12 protein-coding genes are annotated in these 20,659 nt (G+C 63.1%); 9 read left to right on the forward strand and 3 right to left on the reverse strand.

The window, feature by feature from the left end:
- The first annotated feature begins 181 nt into the window (after positions 1-181).
- The 5 genes from ACSW29_RS31045 (at position 182) to ACSW29_RS31065 (ending at position 11,705) form a co-directional block, all read left to right on the forward strand.
- Complete coding sequence (locus ACSW29_RS31045; protein ID WP_448279005.1) at positions 182-5,650, forward strand: glutamate synthase-related protein; 5,469 nt, start codon at positions 182-184, stop codon at positions 5,648-5,650.
- A 31-nt stretch (positions 5,651-5,681) separates the two neighbouring features.
- Entirely contained in the window at positions 5,682-7,454 is a 1,773-nt protein-coding gene (locus ACSW29_RS31050) for a sulfite reductase subunit alpha (protein ID WP_448279006.1), read from the forward strand.
- Between the two features lie 46 nt (positions 7,455-7,500).
- Positions 7,501-8,394 carry a hypothetical protein gene (locus tag ACSW29_RS31055; RefSeq protein WP_448279007.1) on the forward strand — a complete coding sequence of 298 codons (894 nt, stop codon included), beginning with the start codon at positions 7,501-7,503 and terminating at the stop codon, positions 8,392-8,394.
- A 132-nt stretch (positions 8,395-8,526) separates the two neighbouring features.
- The gene (locus ACSW29_RS31060) at positions 8,527-10,158 is read left to right on the forward strand and encodes an ATP-binding cassette domain-containing protein (protein ID WP_448279008.1); all 1,632 of its coding nucleotides are present in this window, start codon (positions 8,527-8,529) and stop codon (positions 10,156-10,158) included.
- Complete coding sequence (locus ACSW29_RS31065; RefSeq protein ID WP_448279009.1) at positions 10,158-11,705, forward strand: ABC transporter ATP-binding protein; 1,548 nt, start codon at positions 10,158-10,160, stop codon at positions 11,703-11,705. The genes ACSW29_RS31060 and ACSW29_RS31065 overlap by 1 nt, the downstream gene beginning before the upstream one ends.
- A gap of 773 nt (positions 11,706-12,478) precedes the next feature.
- On the opposite strand, the gene ACSW29_RS31070 is transcribed toward ACSW29_RS31065, so the two are convergent.
- Both ACSW29_RS31070 and ACSW29_RS31075 read right to left on the reverse strand, forming a co-directional pair.
- On the reverse strand, positions 12,479-13,564 hold the full coding sequence (locus tag ACSW29_RS31070; RefSeq protein ID WP_448279010.1) for an ABC transporter substrate-binding protein: 1,086 nt from the start codon (positions 13,562-13,564) through the stop codon (positions 12,479-12,481).
- 73 nt (positions 13,565-13,637) lie between these two features.
- Positions 13,638-14,468, reverse strand: coding sequence for a siderophore-interacting protein (locus ACSW29_RS31075; RefSeq protein ID WP_317826845.1), 831 nt, complete (start codon positions 14,466-14,468; stop codon positions 13,638-13,640).
- 171 nt (positions 14,469-14,639) lie between these two features.
- Between ACSW29_RS31075 and ACSW29_RS31080 the strand changes: the two genes are divergently transcribed.
- Positions 14,640-16,226 (forward strand): helix-turn-helix domain-containing protein, encoded by a 1,587-nt coding sequence (locus ACSW29_RS31080; protein WP_448279011.1) that lies wholly within the window; start codon positions 14,640-14,642, stop codon positions 16,224-16,226.
- A 19-nt stretch (positions 16,227-16,245) separates the two neighbouring features.
- On the opposite strand, the gene ACSW29_RS31085 is transcribed toward ACSW29_RS31080, so the two are convergent.
- Entirely contained in the window at positions 16,246-16,902 is a 657-nt protein-coding gene (locus ACSW29_RS31085; RefSeq protein ID WP_448279012.1) for a TetR/AcrR family transcriptional regulator, read from the reverse strand.
- Between the two features lie 167 nt (positions 16,903-17,069).
- On the opposite strand from ACSW29_RS31085, the gene ACSW29_RS31090 reads away from it, so the two are divergent.
- From ACSW29_RS31090 to ACSW29_RS31100, 3 genes are read left to right on the forward strand one after another with little or no spacing between them, the layout of a single operon-like run.
- Entirely contained in the window at positions 17,070-18,458 is a 1,389-nt protein-coding gene (locus tag ACSW29_RS31090; protein WP_230815937.1) for a flavin-containing monooxygenase, read from the forward strand.
- Positions 18,455-19,609 carry a serine hydrolase domain-containing protein gene (locus ACSW29_RS31095; RefSeq protein ID WP_448279013.1) on the forward strand — a complete coding sequence of 385 codons (1,155 nt, stop codon included), beginning with the start codon at positions 18,455-18,457 and terminating at the stop codon, positions 19,607-19,609. The genes ACSW29_RS31090 and ACSW29_RS31095 overlap by 4 nt, the downstream gene beginning before the upstream one ends.
- Entirely contained in the window at positions 19,606-20,646 is a 1,041-nt protein-coding gene (locus ACSW29_RS31100; RefSeq protein WP_448279014.1) for an NAD(P)-dependent alcohol dehydrogenase, read from the forward strand. The genes ACSW29_RS31095 and ACSW29_RS31100 overlap by 4 nt, the downstream gene beginning before the upstream one ends.
- Positions 20,647-20,659 lie beyond the last annotated feature (13 nt).

A 20,659-nucleotide genomic window follows, 5' to 3' on the forward strand; every position in this document is an offset into this window, starting at 1 on the left:
CTGCTCGGATCCAAGTCACACCCAACAGACTTGACTAAGGTAAGCCTCTACTCAGTAGTCTGATCCCATTCGGGTGCCGCTTCATCGAAGCAGCGACGCCCTGCCCTGACGGAATACATGCCGTCGTATCTGCCCGGTCGAACAATCTCCGGGCAACCAGGACAGGGAGAAGGTTGCTGCAGTGAGCACGTCCATCGTCGGTTTGTACGACCCCGCAGATGACAAGAGCAGTTGCGGGGTCGGGTTCATCACGCGCAAGGACGGTGTGCAGACCCACGATGTCCTGATCAAGGGCAGCGAAGCTCTCTGCTCGGTTCCGCACCGCGGCGGTATGTCCTCCGAGGGCGTCGGCGACGGCGGCGGCGTCTCGGTGGACCTCTCCCTCCGGTTCTTCCGCAAGGTCACCGGGCGCTCCGACCTACGTGCCGGACGCTTCTGCGTCGGCAACTTCTTCCTTCCCGACGACGACGCTCAGCATGCTCGCGCAGCCGCACTGGTGGAACGCGAACTACTCGACCGAGGATTCACCACTCTCGCAGTGCGCGACGTTCCGGTCGACAACTCGGCGATTCGGCCAGCCGCGATCGCACATCAGCTTCCGATCAGGCAGTGGATCTTCGAGGTCCCCACTCCGCGTCCCGAACCTGCGGTCGTCGATCGCCTCGTGCACGAAGCTCTGCTCGCCATCGAAGCCATCGCGTACAACACGCCTGCGCTGCGCGGGTTGTACCCACTGTCGCTCAGCGCGAGAACTCAGGTTCTCAAGGGCCGCTTGAACTCCGACGAAGTGATCGCGTACTTCCGCGACCTGGTCGACCCCGATCACGCTGTGCACACGATGTACTTCCACACGCGATTCTCGACCAACACGGACCCGCATCCCACGATGGCGCAGCCGTTCCGCTTCATGGCCCACAACGGAGAACTGAACACCGACAAGAAGAATCGGCTCTCCGAAGCTGCAGTCGCCAGCGCAAAACGACGTGCGATCGTCCGTCCGCCCGGCCAGTCCGACAGTTGCCGACTCGATCAGACTCTGGAAGCTCGCGTCATCGAGGACAGCGTCGACCTGGTGACGGCTGTGGTCTCGATGATGCCGCCGGCCTGGGAGAACGACACCACCCTCTCCCCCGCAGTGCGGGCGATGTTCGAGTACTTCTCGCTGTACGAGGAGAAGAACGACGGACCGGCAGCGCTGGTGTTCGGCGACGGCACCATCATCGGCGCCCGCCTGGACCGCCTCGGCCTGCGTCCACTTCGCACGATCGAGACACACGACTACGTGTGCGCATTCTCCGAGGCCGGACAGATCGCATTCCCACCCGAGACGGTGATTCACCGTGGCCGCGTCGAAGCCGGCGGAATGCTGTACTTCGATCATCGAGATCGCCACACCTACACCGCCCGTGAAGCTGTGGAAAAGATCGCCGCACAACGCGACTACCGGTCTTTGCTGGAGCAATCGCGAATCCTGATCGAAGACATTCCCGCCGTGCCTGCGGAGAAGGTCAGCTCACCGACGCGCTACAACGGAACGTTCGAGGTTCATCAGCGCTACATGGCGTACTCCCTGGATCAGGAGAGCTTCAAATTCCTGATGGATCCGATGCTCACGCACGGAGCCGAGAAGGTATCGGCCATGGGTTACGGCAACGCCATCAACGCGTTTTCCGATCGTGAAGGCGGTGTGGCACGCTACTTCTCGCAGCGATTCGCCCAGGTCACCAACCCTCCGCTGGACAGCATCCGGGAAGCGGACGGCATGACCCTCCGGGTTGCATTGGGCGCGAAGATGACCGTCGGACAGGGCAAGCAGATCGTCATCTCGTCGCCGATCCTCGGGCATCTGGACATGCTCAAGATCCGCGAACAGAAGCACACCCCGCATCGCCGATTCGAAATGCTCTACCCCGCCGCGGGTGACGCGCAGGCGATGGTTGACGCGATGACCGCACTCGGCGACGCCGTTGTCGCTTTCGCAGCAGAACAGGGCGGGATCGCAGTCCTGACCGACCGGCACGTATCTCATGAGCGCGCAACACTTCCCGCGATCATGGTCGTCGGAGCACTGAACCAACGCCTCATCGACGCAGGCCTGCGATTGCGCGTCTCTCTCATCGTCGAGAGCGGCCAGATCGAGTCCTCGCACCACGTTGCCGCTGCGCTCGGATTCGGCGCTTCTGCAGTCTACCCACTCTCCGTTCAGTTGCGAGCTGAGGAGAAGTTCGCCGCCGACCCGGATGCCGCCTTCCGACGTTTCGCGAAGGCCGCCGAGAAATCCCTCATGAAGACGATGGGACGCGTCGGCCTGTGCACCGTCGAGAGCTACATCGGCGGAGAATTCTTCGAATCCAACTTCCTCGATACGTCCGACCCTGTTCTGCGCCAGTGGTTCCCCAACATGAAGTCACCGGTGGGTGGCGTCGGTTTCGAGACGGTTGCGGTGACCTCGAAGCAGTGGCACGAGCGTGCAAGTGCAGTCGAGGGTGAAAAGGACCTGCCACTGCTCGGCCTGTTCAAGGAGCGCGCAGACGGCGCAGGGCATTCGTTCGGTACCACCGCAGTCCGCAAGTACGTCGAACTCACCGAGGAGAAGATCGCGTTCGACAGTCCCTCCGGCACCGAACAATTCGATGCGCTACGCCTGCTTCCGCTCGGGCGACTCGACGACGCCTTCCGCCTCGACGCCGGGGCCTACCGGGCAACGAGCTTCGACCGGTTGACCACCGAACAGATCGACGACTTCGACATCACTGCCGGGTACCGTGATTTTTCGACTGTGATGGCTGCGGAACGATCGCGTCGGCCCGCAGCGTTGCGCGACGTCATCTCTGTTCCCGCCGACGTCACGTTTGCGGTCACGACAGCCGAGTTCGCCGAGCAGATCAGCCGATTCTCGATGCTCGGCAACACAACGATCGTGATGCGCGGAGTCCAGTGTGAATCCGCCGCAGACGACCGGTACACGCTTCGCCTGGACGGTCCACTAGCCGGTGACAGCGCGCGAGCAAAAGCACTCGGCGACGCCCTCTGCGCCACCTTTGCCGCCGATATCACCATTGAAGCCATCACACCGGATCTTGCGCTGAGGGCAACCGGCATTGGGGCAGAGTTCCTGTCCAAGCTGAGGGTCGCACCGGCAGGTGTTCCTCTCTCCGAGGTACAGAGCGCCAGCGACATCACCCCGAAGTTGGCGTCGGGTGCCATGAGTCATGGCGCGCTGAACGCTCCGGCGCACGAAGCCGTCGCACACGGCACGAACATGGTCGGCGCGATGTCCAACAGCGGCGAAGGCGGCGAACACCTTTCGCGCTACAACACGATTCGTGCGTCGCGCATCAAGCAGTTTGCATCCGGACGCTTCGGAATCTGGGCGGGATACCTCGCCGACCCGATGCTCGAAGAGATCGAGATCAAACTCGGCCAGGGCGCAAAACCCGGTGAGGGCGGGCAGCTTCCGGCTGCCAAGGTCACCGTCGACATTGCTGCCGCCCGCGGCGGAACGCCCGGCGTCGAACTGGTATCGCCGCCGCCGCACCACGACACCTACTCCATCGAGGACCTCGCTCAGCTCATCCACGACTGCAAGGCGGCGCGCATCCGGGTGATCGTGAAGTTGGTGTCCTCGGAAGGAATCGGCACCATCGCCGTCGGTGTCGCCAAGGCCGCCGCCGACGTCATCAACGTCGCCGGAAACACCGGTGGCACCGGCGCCGCTTCGGTGACCAGCCTCAAGTACGCGGGCCGTGCGGCCGAGGTCGGTATCGCAGAGGTCCATCAAGCTTTGTGTGCCAACGGCCTTCGCCAGAAAGTCGTTCTGCGATGCTCGGGCGCGCATCAGACCGGCAGCGACATCATTACTTCCGCACTACTGGGCGCAGACAGCTTCGAGTTCGGTACGTCTGCGCTGATGATGATGGGCTGCGTCATGGCCAAGAACTGCAACATCAAGTGCCCCGCCGGTCTGACCACTAACCCGGAACTGTTCGACGGCGATCCCCGCGCCATGGCGCAGTACCTTCTCAACATCGCTCACGAAACTCGGGAACTGTTGGCAAATCTGGGAATGCGATCCCTTCAGGAAGCGCGAGGCCGAACCGACCTCCTGCATCTGATCGATCACCCTTCGATCGTCGGAAATCTGAACCTGGACGCGATGTTCGCGTCGGCGCCGGACATCACTATCGCCAATCCCGTGTACCTCGAGCGTGAGTACGCGCTCGACGAGAAGATCATGGACGAGGTTCGCGCGGTGCTCTTCGACCGCGGCGAGGCCTCGGTCACCGTGTCCGGACCCGAATTCGCCGAAGGTGCACTGCACCTAAGTAACCGGAACAAGAGTGTCGGCGGGCAGTTAGCGGTCGACCTCGAACGCGAACTCAACTACGGAGCGGCCGGCCTTCTCGCTCCGGGGGTACTGACTGACGAGCGTGGGCGACGATATCTGGCTCCGGGCAGCGTGCGCGTCCTGACGACCGGATCTGCGGGCCTGTCGTTCGGCGGATTCTGCAACGACGGCATGCACCTGGAACACACCGGGACATGTAACGACGGTGTCGGAAAGAGCATGAGCGGCGGCGTGATCGCCGTGCGCAGCCCAGGCGGCGGCTCCAGCGACGCCGGCGGAAACGTGTTGATCGGCAACTTCGCGCTCTTCGGCGCCACCGGCGGACGAGTGTTCGTCGAAGGCGAAGCAGGCGATCGCTTTGCAGTTCGCAACTCCGGCGCCAGTGCTGTCGTCGAAGGTGTCGGCGACTTCGCCGGCGAGTACATGACAAACGGTGCTGTCGTGAACCTCGGCGAGTTCGGCAAGGGTGTCGGCAACGGCATGAGCGGCGGGTTCTTCTACCAGTACGACCCTCGCGGCGAACTGGCGCTGCGAGCAAGTACCGATTCCGTACTGCTGGGTTCGATCACCGCTGCGACCGATCCTCTGGCCGCCGTCCACAACCACGCGGTACAACTCCTGCTCGAACTGCATGTGGAAGCAACGGGATCCGCGCTCGGAACCCGACTGCTCGAGAACTGGGAAGTCGAACAGCACTCGTTCGTCTACGCCATGCCCAAGGCGTTGATGCTCTACCAGGACAGCGATGCGATCCTGGCTGCGAAGTCGCACAAAGAGCTTCTCGAAGAATTGGCGTCCGCCATCGCAGCACGTCAGGTCCGCACGTTCAAACTCGCAGTGCGCGATGGGCGCCCCGCACTGAACGGAGCAGTCCCTGCCTACGGCGAGACCGATACCGCGACGATGTATGCGCTGCTCAGTGCGTACACCGTGCTTCACTTCGCGCAACAACTCGCCGCCGCCCGCACGCCGGGTGCGTCCGGACCCGACGATCCAGCAGTGCAGAAGGCGGCCCGAAACCTGGTACTGACCGAGGACTTCGCCCTCGTCCAGCACCTGGTGAAGTACTCGAAAGAGACTCTGGCCGGCTACGACGACGAACAGTTGGCTGCGCTGATTGCAGCCAAGCGTGTCGACGACTACAAGCAGGCGCTGAGCCTGCGCAACGTGTTGGCGATGGACAGCCCGGCGACGTACGGGTGGATTCTGTTTCAAGACAACAAGAATCGGGACAAGCTCGGATCGCTGCCGAACTTCGACGAACTGTTCGCTTCGCGCACGATCCCCGACCTGGTGTCCTGACCTCCTCCCCCGAACGTAGGTGAGCTTCAAAATGGAAATCCCGTACATCCCCGAATACGCACCGTTCAACGGCGACCAACGCGCGTGGCTTTCCGGATTCCTGGCCGGTCTACACTCACGAACTGTCATGCCCGGTCAAACCGGTGCTGCAACAGCAACAGTGGAGAGAACTTCCGGTGCAGCAGTGCACATCCTCTACGGAAGCCAGACCGGCAACGCGGAGTCCGTGGCCGAAGACGCGGCCGCAGCTGCTCGTGCCCACGGTCTCGAACCACTTGTCACGGGTCTGGACACCGTGGATATCAATGCACTTTCCGCCATGCGCCGAGTGCTCGTCATTACCTCCACCTACGGCGAGGGCGAGATGCCTGACAACGCGCAGCTGTTCTGGGATGCAGTCGAATCCGAGAGTGCGCCCCGGCTGGAGGGTCTCTACTTCGGAGTACTCGCACTCGGTGACACCAGCTACGACGGGTACTGCCAGTCAGGAAAGAACATCGACGCCCGCTTCGAAGTGCTCGGCGGGACCCGGGTTGTCGACCGCACCGATTGCGACGTCGACTACGAGGATCCGGCGGCCGAATGGATCGTTCGTGCCGTCGCTGCGGTGGCCGGTGTCGACGGTGATGCGGGGACCGCTGCCGCGCCGGTTACGTCCGCTCCGACGAAGACCAGGTCCCAGTGGACTCGCAAGAACCCTTATCCTGCAACCGTCCTCGCCAACCGACTGTTGTCCGGCGAGGACTCCGCCAAGGAAGTCCGACACTTCACCTTTGCGCTCGGCGAGGACGGTCTGGACTACGAGGCCGGAGATGGATTGGGCATCCGCCCGATCAACGACCCCGCTCTCGTCGAGGCGATCATCCATCAACTCGGTGCGAGCAGTGACTACGTCGTCACCGCGAAGGACGGCTCGCCCGCACCGTTGGACCAGGTGTTGACCAGCGACTACGAGATCTCGATTCCCTCGCGCGATTTGATCGAAGACATCGCCCGACGCAGCGGCGACGCCGAACTGCAGCACATTCTCGACACGGAAGATCGGGAAGCGCTCGATGCATGGCTCTGGGGCAAGGACGTACTCGATCTCCTGCAGTTGGACAACAGCATTCGATTGAATCCCGAAGATCTGCTTGCACTTCTGCGCCCGCTGCAACATCGGGTCTATTCGATCTCCTCCAGCCCGCTGGCCCACGACGGCACCGTGCATCTGACGGTAGCGAGTGTGCGCCACCGCTCGGGCGAGCGGGACCGCGGCGGCGTCTGCTCGACGTACCTGGCGGACCGCGTCGGCGAGGGGGATCGGGTCGGAGTTTTTGTCTCCAAGAATAATTCGTTCCGTCTACCCGCCGATGACGCTGCTCCCGTCGTGATGATCGGCCCCGGCACCGGTATCGCGCCCTTCCGTGCTTTCCTGCACGAGCGTCGGGCACGCAACGCGTCGGGGCAGAATTGGCTTTTCTTCGGCGATCAGCATCAGTCGAGTGACTTCATCTACGAGGACGAGTTGAATGGTCTGACCCGTGACGGTGTCCTGACGCGTCTCGATCTGGCATTCTCGCGTGATCAGTCCGAGAAGGTCTACGTCCAGACTCGTATGCGCGAGCATGGCCGAGACTTGTTCGACTGGCTCGAAAACGGTGCGCACGTGTACGTCTGCGGCGACGCGACCCGGATGGCAAAGGACGTCGACGACGCGCTGCACGAGGTGGTCTCCGAGCACGGTGGGTTGGGTGCGGACGCCGCCGAGGATTACGTCAACAACCTCAAACGATCGAAGCGGTATCTACGGGATGTCTACTGAGATGTGCCCGCACCGTGGCGAATGCCGTTGCGCAGCTTTGGCGCGCATGTCGGACCTGGACGCACTACTTGCGCGTCCAGGGTTCCGCGGTGGACTGATCGACACCGCACCTGAGGTAGTCGGCAAAATGCTGCCACTCTTGGACGACGCCGTAGCGATCACCGTTGCAGGTCCGGTGGCTGTCAACGACTCGGGCAAGTACGCCGTTCCAACAGTTCCCGGCGATCCGCTGGTCTGCACGCCCGGACTCGTCTCCCTACGTTTGAAGCCTTCCGCCCTCGGTTCGGTGGTGACCACTGACGCAGAACAGCACCTGCCCCCGACGCTTCGGATGTTCGGTACCCACGGATCAAGTTCACACACTACGTATTTGACCCCGACCTCGGATCGTCTCGCCTTCGAAGCGATGCGAACTGCACCGAGCACTGCGAGGGAAACAAGCCCTCCCGTCCAGACATCGAATACTCCCGCCTTTTGGGCCGAGGCCGATCAGCTGACACAGCTCGACTTCATCCTCGCGGACAGCGGCACCGAACGTCGTAGCGGCTTCGTCGCTTTGGGTGCCCTCGGCTACCGGCGAGTCGATCCTCACCTCATGGCTGCCGGGATGGAGCACCTGTCCTACCACCAACTGCCCGTCACGAGTGTCGTCGCCGGCAACGGCTGCCTGCAGATTCATCGCGGTGACCTCGACGCCGCAGCCATGTTCGGCGGGACATTGACTCTAGCCTCGGACACCTGCCGAACGATGATCGATCTGAACGGCGTCTCGGAGTGCTGGCTGACCCGCACCCACGGAGTGCACGGTTTGACGACGTCTGTCGAGGTGTACGACTTCCGCCGCAAGTGCGTAGCCGTGTTCACTCAGACTGGCCCAACCGAATCCGCGGTCATGAGCGTATGGGAAGACGTCATGAGCAGCATTTCTGCAGCATCCTGAAAATTGCAGTGCGTTCCATTCAGGTGTAAGAAATCGGCGCATCGCGATAACTGGACAGGACGACCGAAGCCTAGCCTTGGGTTTCGGTCATTTGTCGTGTCTGCACCCGGACGCTGATTCAAGGAGTTATCCATGCCCCGCCCTCTCGTCGAACCGTCGCTGGTCCCGGCTTTGCGCCCGGCGCTGCCTGCATTGGCCGCCGGGGTGGTCGCGGCGGCAGCGTCGGGGGTCGCGATGCTCGGTGCGCTCTGGAGCGTCGTGCAACTCGTCGGTGAACCGTCGATGAGCCGGGCCGGGTGGGCATGTGGGCTGTGGCTCACCGGGGTAACGCTCGCGGCCACGTCGTCATGGCTCTCGCATCACGGCGAGTCGCTCTTCGAGGCCAGGCTTCGACGCCAGCTCGCAGCTCATCTCGTTCGACTGCCCGCAAGTACGCTGTCCCGCTACAGCGGAGACGCACTGAGGAGGCTCGTTTCGGACGACATCTCAGCGCTGCACCATATGACTGCGCACCTACCGGCCGAGTTCGCGACACTGATCGTGGTCCCGGCGGTCACGATCGCGGCGCTGGTCGCCTCAGCCGGCCCCGTGGCGCTTCTCGCTCTGGCTCCTGGCATCGTGGCAGCACTGTTCTACTTGTTCGTGATCCCCAGAATGGCCGCTCGGCACAGCGCCGAAAGTGCGGATGTCATGGGCGACATCGTGACCGCTGTGGACGACTATGCCCGCGGTATCCGCGTCTGCCGGATCTACGGCGCGCAGACCGGCGCTGCCGCCGACTATGCAGAATCGACAGCACGGTTCACCCGGGGAATGCAGGAGCGCGTTCGACTCGTGGCTACCCCTGCGGCCGTCGCGGTTGCCCTTATGCAGGCGACGGCGACGTTCGCGATCGCCTATCCCGTCGGATATCGCTGGGATGCAACGACGTTGGCCGCCACTATTCTCTTCAGCCTCGCAATCGTGACACCGGCCCTGCGGCTCGGGCACGGCCTCGACTACGTCGCGGCTGGACGCGCTGCTGCAGTCCGGCTCGCCGCTGCCCTGGACGAACCCACCCTTCCTGCCGGTGAAGCACTCACCGTTCCGGCGTCGAGTCCCTCCGACTGCCTGGAGATCGTTGACCTGACTGTCATGATCGCGGACCGCAGAGTCGTCGACGGCGTCACGCATACATTCCGCCCAGCCGCGATCACTGCGATCACGGGACCGAGTGGAGCGGGCAAGTCGACGCTCCTGAAAGCACTGGCCGGCTTCGAGATCCCGGAACTGGGTACCGTCCGCTACGCGGATCAGAGCGTCGTCACGATCGACGAGAACCTGCGGCCACAGTCCATTCTGCTCACACCCCAGGGCGCAGACGTGCTGCCGGCCACGGTGCGCGAGAACATCGCGCTGGCCGCCCCCGATGCAACGGACGCGGAATACACCGCCGCACTACGCCGGGCACAGATCGACATCAGCCTCGATACCGATGCCACTTCACTCTCCGGCGGAGAACGTCAGCGAGTCGGGCTCGCTCGGGTATTCCTCTCGCCCGCAACAGTACTGCTGCTTGACGAGCCGACAAGTGCGCTCGACGATCGGACAGCGGCCGAACTGCTGAAGGAACTGCGCCACTTCGCGCACGACGAAGGAAAGACGATCGTGATCGTCACCCACGACCCTGCTCTTGCAGACGACGCCGACGATCGACTCGACCTCGTCAGTCCCAACTCGCACAACGCCGCCTCGCGCAATGCCGCCCTGACTGGAGCCGAATAATGAACAGCGCCAATGCAGCCTGCCGCCGCTTGATCACCATCGGACTCGGTTGGGTGTCCGTTGCTGTCCTCGAGGCGATCGCGTACACCACCCTCGCCCTCTCGATCGCTGATCACCGGTCGCCGGTTCTCGTTCTGGCCACGGCCGCAATCGCTCTCTTCGTGACCGTCCTGGTCTCTCGGGGCGGTTACTTCACCGGGGCTCGACTCGTCGGCGATCTCTACGACGCACTCGGCGACGCCTTCGCCCGTGCAAAGCTGTCGTGGTTCACCGACGCCAACCGGGCACTGCTCACCACCGTCGCCGGCCGCGGAATCCCGTCACTGATGAGCGTTCCCGCGCACCAACTTCAGACCTTCCTCGTTGCACCACTGATCCCGCTGCTCCTGCTTCCCGGAATCGCGGTCGTTGCGGGACCCGGCGTCATGCTGATCGTCGGCGGACTGCTCGCCGTTTCGCTCGCCGCTCAGACGCTGGCCCAACGCGCGCTCAGCCGAGCAGACGAGCGCCGACACGAGGCAGAGCTCGCAGCAACGCAGTCGACGCTTGAACTCACCGACCATCTCGAATTACTGCGTACGGCAGCCGGTCCCATGCGCTCCGTCGATCGTATCGAGCGAAGCTGGCGGGACCAGGAGACCGCGCTTGCACGGACAAATCTCGCCGCGGCACCAGCGACATTCATCTCGGCGATCGCCACCATTGTGCCGTTGGCAGGCGCAGTGATTTTCCTCGCTGCCACCGGATTCGACGATCCCGCAGCCGCTCTCGCCCTCGTCATCCTCACCGCTCGCGCCGCTGCGCCGCTCGACGAACTCGCCCTGGCGGGAATCGGAGTCAACGAACTGCGCGCAACGGTTCGCGACTACCGTGCCGCGACTTCGGCTCCCGCGCTGCCTGAACCCGCACCCCAGGACGCCGCGCGCCCTGTTGGAACGGATATCAAGGTCGTCGGGGTGGACCACGCTCCGGTTCTGCATGGCATCAACGCGGAGATCCCCGCTGGTGAGCGTGTTCTCGTCGCAGGGCGCTCCGGTACGGGGAAGAGCACACTTCTCGGGCTGCTCATGCGCTTCGACGATCCGGACCAAGGAAGCGTCTCGCTAGGCGGAGTTTCATTGCGCGACTTGCCCTACGACGACCTGGCGGCGCACATCGGCTACGTGCCGCAGGATCCACTCGTGTTCTCCGGCACGCTCGGCGAGAACATCGGTCTCGGAAGACCAGGCGCTTCCGAGACCGAGATCGAGGACGCCGCCAGGCGTGCTGCCCTCAGTGCCGTTCTCGACCGCTCGACGCTCGGCCTTCATCAGGACATCGGGCACCAGGGTGCCGCTCTCTCCGGTGGCGAACGTCAGCGGGTGGCGATCGCTCGTGCCTTCCTCAAAGACGCTCCCGTCCTGGTGCTCGACGAGGCAACCTCGGCTCTTGACGAGGGCACCGAACGCCGCATCGCCGGCGCTGTGCGGGAATTGGCGGCTACCGTCGTCGTCGTCACCCACCGCGACCCCGCCATCTGGGAGCCCACCCGCACGATCACCCTCTGACATAACTTGCCCTACAGCCAGGCCTACATCGATGCGGCCTGGCAGACTCAGCGAAAGCCTTTGCCCCGTAAAGCGAACGGTTCTTCAGATCAGCTTCCTGTGAGGACCAGCGCTGGGAGCATTGATGAGCCGACGGCGGCCGACCCAATGCCTAGAGGAATCAGCGCCGACATCATGTTTCGGTAGTCAACGGCCTCGATGGGCGGAAGCCCGGGGATGGGATTGGGAACGGGAGCGTGACGTTCCCAAGCCCCACATCGATTCGAAGTGAAGCTAGTGTCGCCCCACATGATTTCTACTGTTTCCGGCCCACCGCCGAAGTTGTTGTCGATGATGTCCCGGCCATAACCTGTCCGTTCCCAGTAACAAGACCGGCCGCCGGAGGTACTCCAGAGACCAGGCAGCATCTGGCCCTCGCCACTGCCAACTCGGTAGGTGCCATCGGTACCGGCCGGAATATACGTACCTGCGTTTGCGACACCGCCACCCACAAAGATCAAACCGGCAGATGCTGTGGCACACAACAGTGCCCCGACTAACTTTTTCTTCACTGACTCTCCTAAAACTCGCAAACTCGACCAGCGAACCTTAGGCGACCGACCGGTCGGATCGCGCACACCTGTCCGAATTGTGAAGTATTTCACCCCGGAGTGAACGAAGCCCTCGCCGATCAGGTCCAGCGTCGACCCCGTGTTATCACTGCGACACGAACGACCCGCCGCCACACAATCCTGTGGCGACGGGTGAGTGCTTTCCGTTCTGCAGTTGTGTGTCTACAGCTTCGCGCTGATGAGCGGCACGATATGTTCAGCCGCCCATATTGTTCCGATCGGACCACCACTCGTGATCGCCCACAGAACATCCCCGCCGTCGGCGGTGCGAGGAGGCAGGCCAACCCAATGACCGGAGGACACAGCTCCCAGCGCTTGGAAAAGCTTCCCGCCGGTCAGCTTGTCGAAATCCTCCTCGCTGCCGGCGGCACTGCGGCCGATCAGGAGGAAGTCCGCATCGATGTTCTCGAGAAGTTCCTCGCCGACAGTACTCTGGGTGACGAACTCTTTTGCGTGCGGGTTCTCGGCGAAACCGAGCTCACCCAAGAATGTTGCCGGAGCCGAACCGAGCGCCGAAAGATACTGCAGCCCATTGCCGGTGCCGTAGAAGATCGCCCAGGTTGCAGTCAGACCCGCGAGTTGCGGGTTCTCCTGGCGCACGTTCGCAAAATACTGGTCATGGTCGGCCACGATCTTTTCGGCCGCCTTCGAGAGGTCGAGCGTCTCGCCGAGTACGCGGATCGACTCCTTCCACGGCACGAGCATCCGCGACTTCGTGTCGGGGCTCGTCACAACCGGTGCGATGGAGGACAAATGCTCGTAGTAATCGCCCAGGGACAAACCACCCAGGCCGTCAGCCCAGCCGACGGCGACGATGAGGTCCGGTTCGCTCGCGGCGATCGCTTCGACGGGAAGTGTTCCACCCATCGCGAACTCGAAGGTATCGAGATTCTCTGCGTCGTAAGGCAACAAGTACGACTGGGAAGCCGATTCCTTCACCATCGACGAGGAGAGGACGGGTTTGACGCCGAGCGCGAGGAGCATTTCCGTGTCGACGGCGTTGGGCACGATGGCGGCGATCCGCTCCGGTCGCTTCTCGAGAATACTTGTACCGTATGGCGATTCCAGGGTCAGCGGGTAGGTAGTCGTTCCTTCCGCAGCCGGAAGGGCGTTCCCCTCCGAACCGGGAGAGGATGCCGTTTTCGAGTCTTCGGCCGAGGCCGAGCACCCGGTCACGAGTAGCGCTGCGGCGAGCGCGGCCCCGATCAGTCCGGTGATCCGTGATCGTCTGGTGCGCAGGACTGTCATTTCTGCCTTTCGGTGTTATCGAACACTTTCGGTGTTGCTGAGGTGAAGGTGTTGGGTGAGCGATGGAGCCAGGTCAGGAATCTGCACGCACGGCCCCGCCTCGTTTCCAGTAGCCGGTGAAATCGATGTCCGTCCTCGCAATTCCTCGATCACGAATCAAATGACGACGAAGCGAGCGAACCGTCGCCTGTTCGCCTGCAAGCCAGCCGAATACGCGCCCGTCAGGCCATTCGACAGCACTGACCGCGTCGAGCAACAAAGTAGTAGCGCCGGACTCGGCCCCCTCGCGTGGCAACCACGTGACACTCACCCCGGACAACTCGCGCACCGATTGGATGTGAGCCGAGTCCGCAATTTCGACGAACACATGCCCCCTGGCATCGGCGGGCAATTCCTCGAGAAGACGTGCGATCGCCGGCAACGCGGTCTCGTCACCGACGGCCAGCAGATACTCGTAATCTTCCGGGAGTCCCTGCGATACAGAGGGGCCCGCGATGTGCATTCGGTCGCCCGGACTGGCGTCCCGCGCCCAGGTGGTAGCCACTCCCTCGCCGTGAACGACGAAATCGACGTCGAGTTCCCTTGTTCGCGGATCGTAGCGGCGCACGGTGTATGCGCGGGCAAGCGGACGGCGCCCCGCAGCGAAAGTCACACTGCCGTCGACCATTACCGGCAGCACCGGGTCGGATTCGCCGGGGTAGGTGAACAGCAACCGGATGTCGTCGTCGAAGCCCGTACTCGCGAAGGCGGGTTCGGCAATTCCGTCGGCGTTGGTGAAGGTGTCGAGTTGGGCTCCGGTGAGCGTCACTCTCCGCATGCCCGGCGTCACCTCTGTCACCCGATGTACCTCGAGTTCGCGCAAGGTAACGGGGTACGCCCTTGTCGGACGGGTGTTTCGGGGCACGGAAAGTCTCCTCGGAAGCGCACGGACGGGGGTCCGGCCCACGTTCGATCACGGCGGGAGGGCCAATAAATAAAGCTAGCCTGCCCTAATCAGTTATGGTTATCCGTGCGTGCCGACTTCTTACACTCATCGGTCGGCTGGAAGAGAATGCATCGACGTCGGGAGGGCATCGTGGGACCACGGTTGGTGTTCCCCGCAGGCGAAGTCCCCGAGATCCCCGCGGCTCGGCTCGCCTCGATCGCGAATGAACGCGAGCCACTGCTGTTCTGGGTACATACCGGGCGCGCAGAACTGCAGATCGGCGGCCGTACCCGCAGTGTGACTGCGGGGGCGGCAATCTGGGTACCGGCGGGAATCGCGTACAGCATCCGGGTCGATCCGGGCGCGGTCGCATTTCCCATCCCACTGCCCGCGGCCGACCTGCCGCCCGCGTTGAACCGGGTCATCGACTTCGAGATCCCAGCAGACTGGCAGGACTGGCTCGTCCACCAATTCGCGCACAACTTGGGATTTCTTCGGGGCGAGACGGCAGCGGGAGCCGGACTGATCGAGCTTGTCGCGGGAGCCCACGCCAATGAGGTCAGCGCTTCGGTGCCGCACTCCCCGCCGAGTTTGCCTCGCTCGGCCGAAGCCCTCGAGATCGCTCGCACGCTTCTACGGACCCCAGCCGATGACACGGAACTTTCCCAGTTCGCCCGGCAACTCAAGATCGGTGTCCGCACCCTGCAGCGCCGATTCACCGAGGAGACGGGGTTGCCGTTCGTGCGCTGGCGCACCTCGGCCCGGATCGCGGCAGCAACCGCTTACCTGGACACCGGCCGTGAAATCGGTTGGACGGGTACGCAGGTCGGATTCGCAACTCCCGCGGGATTCACCCGCGCCTTCCGTGAACACACCGGCATGACACCCAGCGCCTACGCACGTGCACACCGAGGTTCGGCGCCGATCCAGGAGAACGAAACGTTGGCACAGAGCGTCGCACTGTTGTCCGAGGAAGGCGCCCCGCCAGGCTCGGCACCGATACCGCCGACGATCCCCGCAAGCGGAACATGGGCTAGGGTCAACGACTTTCACGTCGTCGTCTGGATCTATCGAGGCTCCGCCCGGGTTACTTTCGGCGACCGAACGTGGAATCTGAGGCGGGGCGACGCAATGTGGCTTCCAGCGGGGGTGCGCAACAGTGTCGAGATCGCGGAAGGCTCTCTGCTACTTCCCCTCGGGTCCCAGCCGGGCGCCTCTCCGGTCGCCGCACCGCCGCCACGTGTGCTGCACTTCGCTCGCGAAGCGGAGACGTATCTGTTGCACACGGTGGTCGCGAATTACACTCACCTACGCCCCGAGATCCACGACCCGGCGCGAATCTCGAGGCTGGTCCGCAGCTCTGCAGCGGCTCGTCCACACGGCAGCCGTCAGAGCGATCCAGTCGAGACGATCCTTGCCGCACTACGGGCCGACCCCACCGATTCCCGCACGCTGTCGGAGTGGAGCGCTCGACTCGGCGTCGACGAGAACTTGCTCCAGAAAGGCTTCACTGCGGCCACCGGCCAGAGCTACCCACGCTGGCGAGCCCAGTTACGCATGACCCTCGCGCGTGCCCATCTCGAGGAGGGTCTCTCGGCCGGAGAGACTGCCCGCCGACTCGGCTACGCGCACGCCTCCGGCTTCACCAAGGTCTTCATCGCTGCCCACGGCATGTCGCCGCGGGATTACCAGCGCCGCGGGTGGCGAGGCGCGACCGAAGGACTCATCGACCCGTGAACCTCCGTCGGATTCACACCTACCGCTCGGCGGCGCCCTTCGATTCCGGCGACAGAGCCGGGAACCAGATATCTGTCAGAACCTCGGCCGCCTGAACCCGCGTCACATCGATCGTCCCCTGCACGGCCCAGCGTGTGAAGAATCGCTCCAGCTGACTCACGAGCAGTTCGACGCGCAACCTCGCCTCGTCGTGCTGTTCCACCGGCCACCGGCCCAGATATTTGGGCATGGCGTTCGGTAGTTCGGTCATACCGTCTCGCGCTGTCTCGCGGAACTCCGGTTCGAGTGCCACGGCCTCGTCCCAGGCCGGCAGCAGGCGCTTGTTCTCGTCGAACCAGTCGAAGGCACGTTCCAGCCATGCGGTGAATTCCACGCGAGAGTTCGTGTCGAGGACTCGATCGAGATCGATGTAGAAAGCGAACGCACTCGCCGCCATCCCGGCCGCGCCGATCGTCTTGAGCATCTCCACCTTGCTGGCGAAATGCACGTAGAACGTGGCTCTACTGCATCCGACGACCGAGGCGATGTCGTCGACCGTGACTGCCGCATATCCCCGCTCTTCGAACAGGGTGCGTGCGGCGTCCACGAGTTTGGCCCGCGTCGCGCGTTTCTGCTCGTCGCGAAGGGTTCCCCGCCTGTTCTTCGGGCCATCGGTAGTCGTGCTCACGTCGCCCACCTTGCTCGCATTTCGACCTTCTGGCAAATCACCGACTTACCGTCATCGAAAAACATTGCGTCATTCATTGACACATCGTCAGCGAATGGCGCACTATGACTCAAGTCACTTCTCGGGCATCGATTCTTTTTCTCGCACGCCCGAGACAGAACAGAAAGCGATGGCGAATGAGCCCCTCCCCCTTGCCGAGCGTGTGCATCATCGGCGCCGGGCCCACCGGAATCACGACGGCCAAGCGAATGAAGGAATTCGGAATACCCTTCGACTGCTACGAAGCGTCCGACGAGGTCGGCGGAAACTGGTACTACAAGAATCCCAACGGGATGTCAGCCTGCTACCAGAGCCTGCACATCGACACATCGAAGTGGCGCTTGGCATTCGAGGACTTCCCGGTCTCCGCTGACCTTCCCGACTTCCCTCACCACTCCGAACTCTTCCAGTACTTCAAGGACTACGTCGAGCACTTCGGCCTGCGTGAGTCGATCATCTTCAACACCAGTGTTGTTGCAGCAGAACGTGATGCAGACGGACTGTGGACCATCACGCGCTCTGACGGCGAAGTTCGCACCTACGACGTCCTGATGGTCTGCAACGGACATCACTGGGATCCCAACATCCCCGACTACCCGGGTGAGTTCGACGGCGTGCTGATGCACAGCCACAGCTACAACGACCCGTTCGATCCGATCGACATGCGCGGCAAGAAGGTAGTCGTGGTCGGAATGGGGAACTCCGGCTTGGACATTGCTTCCGAACTGGGGCAGAGATACCTAGCCGAGAAGCTCATCGTCTCAGCGCGCCGCGGAGTCTGGGTACTCCCGAAGTATCTGGGCGGCGTGCCGGGAGACAAACTGATCACCCCGCCCTGGATGCCCCGCGGTCTGCGTCTGTTCCTGAGTCGTCGATTCCTCGGCAAGAACCTGGGAACCATGGAGGGCTACGGACTACCCAAGCCAGACCACCGTCCGTTCGAGGCCCACCCGTCGGCCAGCGGCGAGTTCCTGGGACGCGCCGGGTCGGGCGACATAACCTTCAAGCCTGCCATCACCAAACTCGACGGAAAGCAGGTTCACTTCGCGGACGGCACCGCCTCGGACGTCGACGTGGTCATCTGCGCCACCGGCTACAACATCAGCTTCCCCTTCTTCAGTGATCCGAATCTGCTTCCGGACAAGGACAACCGATTCCCACTCTTCAAGCGAATGATGAAGCCCGGAATCGACAACCTCTTCTTCATGGGACTGGCGCAGCCCATGCCGACGCTCGTCAACTTCGCTGAGCAGCAGAGCAAGCTCGTCGCGGCCTACCTCACCGGCAAATACCAACTGCCGTCCGCCAGTGAGATGCAGGAGATCACCAAGGCCGACGAGGCGTACTTCCTCGCCCCCTATTACAAGTCACCGCGCCACACGATTCAGCTCGAGTTCGATCCCTACGTTCGCAACATGAACAAGGAAATCGCCAAGGGCACCAAGCGTGCAGCGGCCTCCGGAAACAAGCTACCTGTTGCGGCCCGTGCAGCAGCACACGAACTCGAGAAGGCGGATCGCGCATGAGCACGGTGAACGGTCACTGCAACAACGAGTTCGACGCCGTCCGCACCGCCTTCGAGGCTCATCTCGAATCCGGCGAAGAACTCGGCGGCTCCATCGCCATCACCGTCGACGGAGAAGCCGTAGTAGACATCTGGGGCGGGTACGCCGACGAATCCCGCACCACTCCTTGGGGTCCGGACACTATCGTCAACACCTTCTCCATCACCAAGACCATGACAGCCCTGTGTGCGCTCCTGCTGGTCGAACGCGGCCAACTGGACGTGTACCAGAAGGTCGCTCATTACTGGCCCGAATTTGCGGTAAACGGCAAGGAAGACATCGAAGTTCGCCACCTCCTCTCGCATACGTCCGGGGTCTCCGGCTGGGAGCGTCCGATCGAACTGAAGGACATCTACGACCTCGAGACGTCCACCGCTCGCCTCGCTACCCAGAAGCCTTGGTGGACCCCAGGTACGGCGTCGGGCTATCACGCGATCAACTACGGCCATCTCGTCGGTGAAGTCATTCGTCGCATCGACGGTCGGACCCTCGGCAGGTTCTTTGCCGAAGAGCTTGCCGGTCCACTGGGCGCCGACTTCCACATCGGTACGTCCACAGAGCATTTCGGTCGAATAGCCACCATGGTTCCGCCGCCCGCGTTGGAGTTCGACCTGTCCACGCTCGACCAGGACAGCATCTTCATCAAGACCCTGACCTGCCCACTGCTCGACTACCCAGAGGTCAACACCGCGCCCTGGAGGGAGGCCGAGATCGGCGCAGTCAACGGCCACGGCAACGCACGTTCTATCGCTCGGGTCCAATCCGTGATCTCGAACGGTGGTGTGCTCGACGGCCAGAAGCTGCTCTCGCAGAGCACCATCGACCTGATCTTCGAGATCCAAGCCGACGGTATCGACCTCGGGATCATGACTCCGCTCAAGTTCGGCATCGGATACGGACTGCCGCACCCGGATACCGCACCCCTGGTTCCAGGTGGACGCGCTTGCTGGTGGGCCGGTATCGGCGGCTCGATGCTGGTCAACGATCTGGACCGTCGGATGACTTTCGCCTACGTCATGAACAAGATGGCGCCGGGGCTGATCGGATCCGACCGCAGCAACTCCTACCTGAGCGCCGCATACAACTCCGAGGTCAGCGAGGTCAGTTCATGAAGGCAGCTCAGCTCATGGGGCCCGGACTCCTGGAAATCAACGATGTGCCGGTCCCGGAGATCGGTCCGTCCGAACTACTGATTCGGGTTGGCGCCGCGGGAATCTGCCACTCCGATCTGCACCTCCTGCACTTTCCGTACAAGATGCGCGAAGAACCGCTGACCATCGGCCACGAGATCGCCGGCACCATCGAAGCCGTCGGGGCCGGCGTGGACGGTCGGTCCGTCGGGGAACGCGGTGTCGTCTACCTCTGTTGGTCGTGCGGACAGTGCCGAGAATGCATGAGCGGCAACGAGAACATGTGCCTCGCCGCCGGACGCACCGCGATGCCGCCCTGCCCCGGGCTCGGTCCCGAAGGCGGGATGGCCGAGTACGTCAAGATCCCGGCTCGCTCATTCGTACCCATCGGAGACCTCGACTTCCTGCAGGCCGCACCACTCGCCGATGCAGCACTGACGAGCTACCACGCCATTCGCGGCGCACGCGAACATCTCCAGCCTGGTGCCACCGCCGTCGTGATCGGCGTCGGCGGACTCGGTCACGTTGCAGTACAGATACTTCGGGCAATCAGTGCCGTGCGCATCATTGCCGTCGACGTCGGACAGGATCAACTCGATCTCGCCAAACGTTGCGGCGCCGACATCACGCTCGAATCGGGACCGGACACCGCGCAGCACATCCTCGACCTCACGTCGGCCAGAGGCACAGAAGTCATCTTCGACTTCGTCGGTGTCGATGCAACGGCTCAGATGTCGGTTCAAGCGGTTGCGCCGAACGGCGCGTATCGCATGGTAGGTCTCGGAGGCGGAAACCCCGGAATCACCGCCGAAGCGGCCGGCGGGCCAGGCTGGCCGTGGGGCGCATCGATCCGGAAGTCCTATGGCGGCACCAGAAACGACCTCGTCGATTCCATCGCCCTGGCACAGGCCGGTCTGGTAACCGTAGAAGTAGCCCGCTTCGACCTCGCTGATGCCCGCGACGCACTCGACCGTCTCGAACACGGCAAGGTCACCGGACGCGCAGTGCTCGTACCCTAATCTTCGAAAGGCA

The sequence above is a fragment of the Rhodococcus sp. GB-02 genome, assembly GCF_053470465.1.

Coding starts and splice junctions, on each gene's coding strand:
- ACSW29_RS31050 (WP_448279006.1), top strand. CDS start 5,682: ATGGAAATCCCGTACATCCCCGAATACGCACCGTTCAACGGCGACCAA.
- ACSW29_RS31055 (WP_448279007.1), top strand. CDS start 7,501: ATGTCGGACCTGGACGCACTACTTGCGCGTCCAGGGTTCCGCGGTGGA.
- ACSW29_RS31060 (WP_448279008.1), top strand. CDS start 8,527: ATGCCCCGCCCTCTCGTCGAACCGTCGCTGGTCCCGGCTTTGCGCCCG.
- ACSW29_RS31065 (WP_448279009.1), top strand. CDS start 10,158: ATGAACAGCGCCAATGCAGCCTGCCGCCGCTTGATCACCATCGGACTC.
- ACSW29_RS31070 (WP_448279010.1), bottom strand. CDS start 13,564: ATGACAGTCCTGCGCACCAGACGATCACGGATCACCGGACTGATCGGG.
- ACSW29_RS31090 (WP_230815937.1), top strand. CDS start 17,070: ATGAGCCCCTCCCCCTTGCCGAGCGTGTGCATCATCGGCGCCGGGCCC.
- ACSW29_RS31095 (WP_448279013.1), top strand. CDS start 18,455: ATGAGCACGGTGAACGGTCACTGCAACAACGAGTTCGACGCCGTCCGC.
- ACSW29_RS31100 (WP_448279014.1), top strand. CDS start 19,606: ATGAAGGCAGCTCAGCTCATGGGGCCCGGACTCCTGGAAATCAACGAT.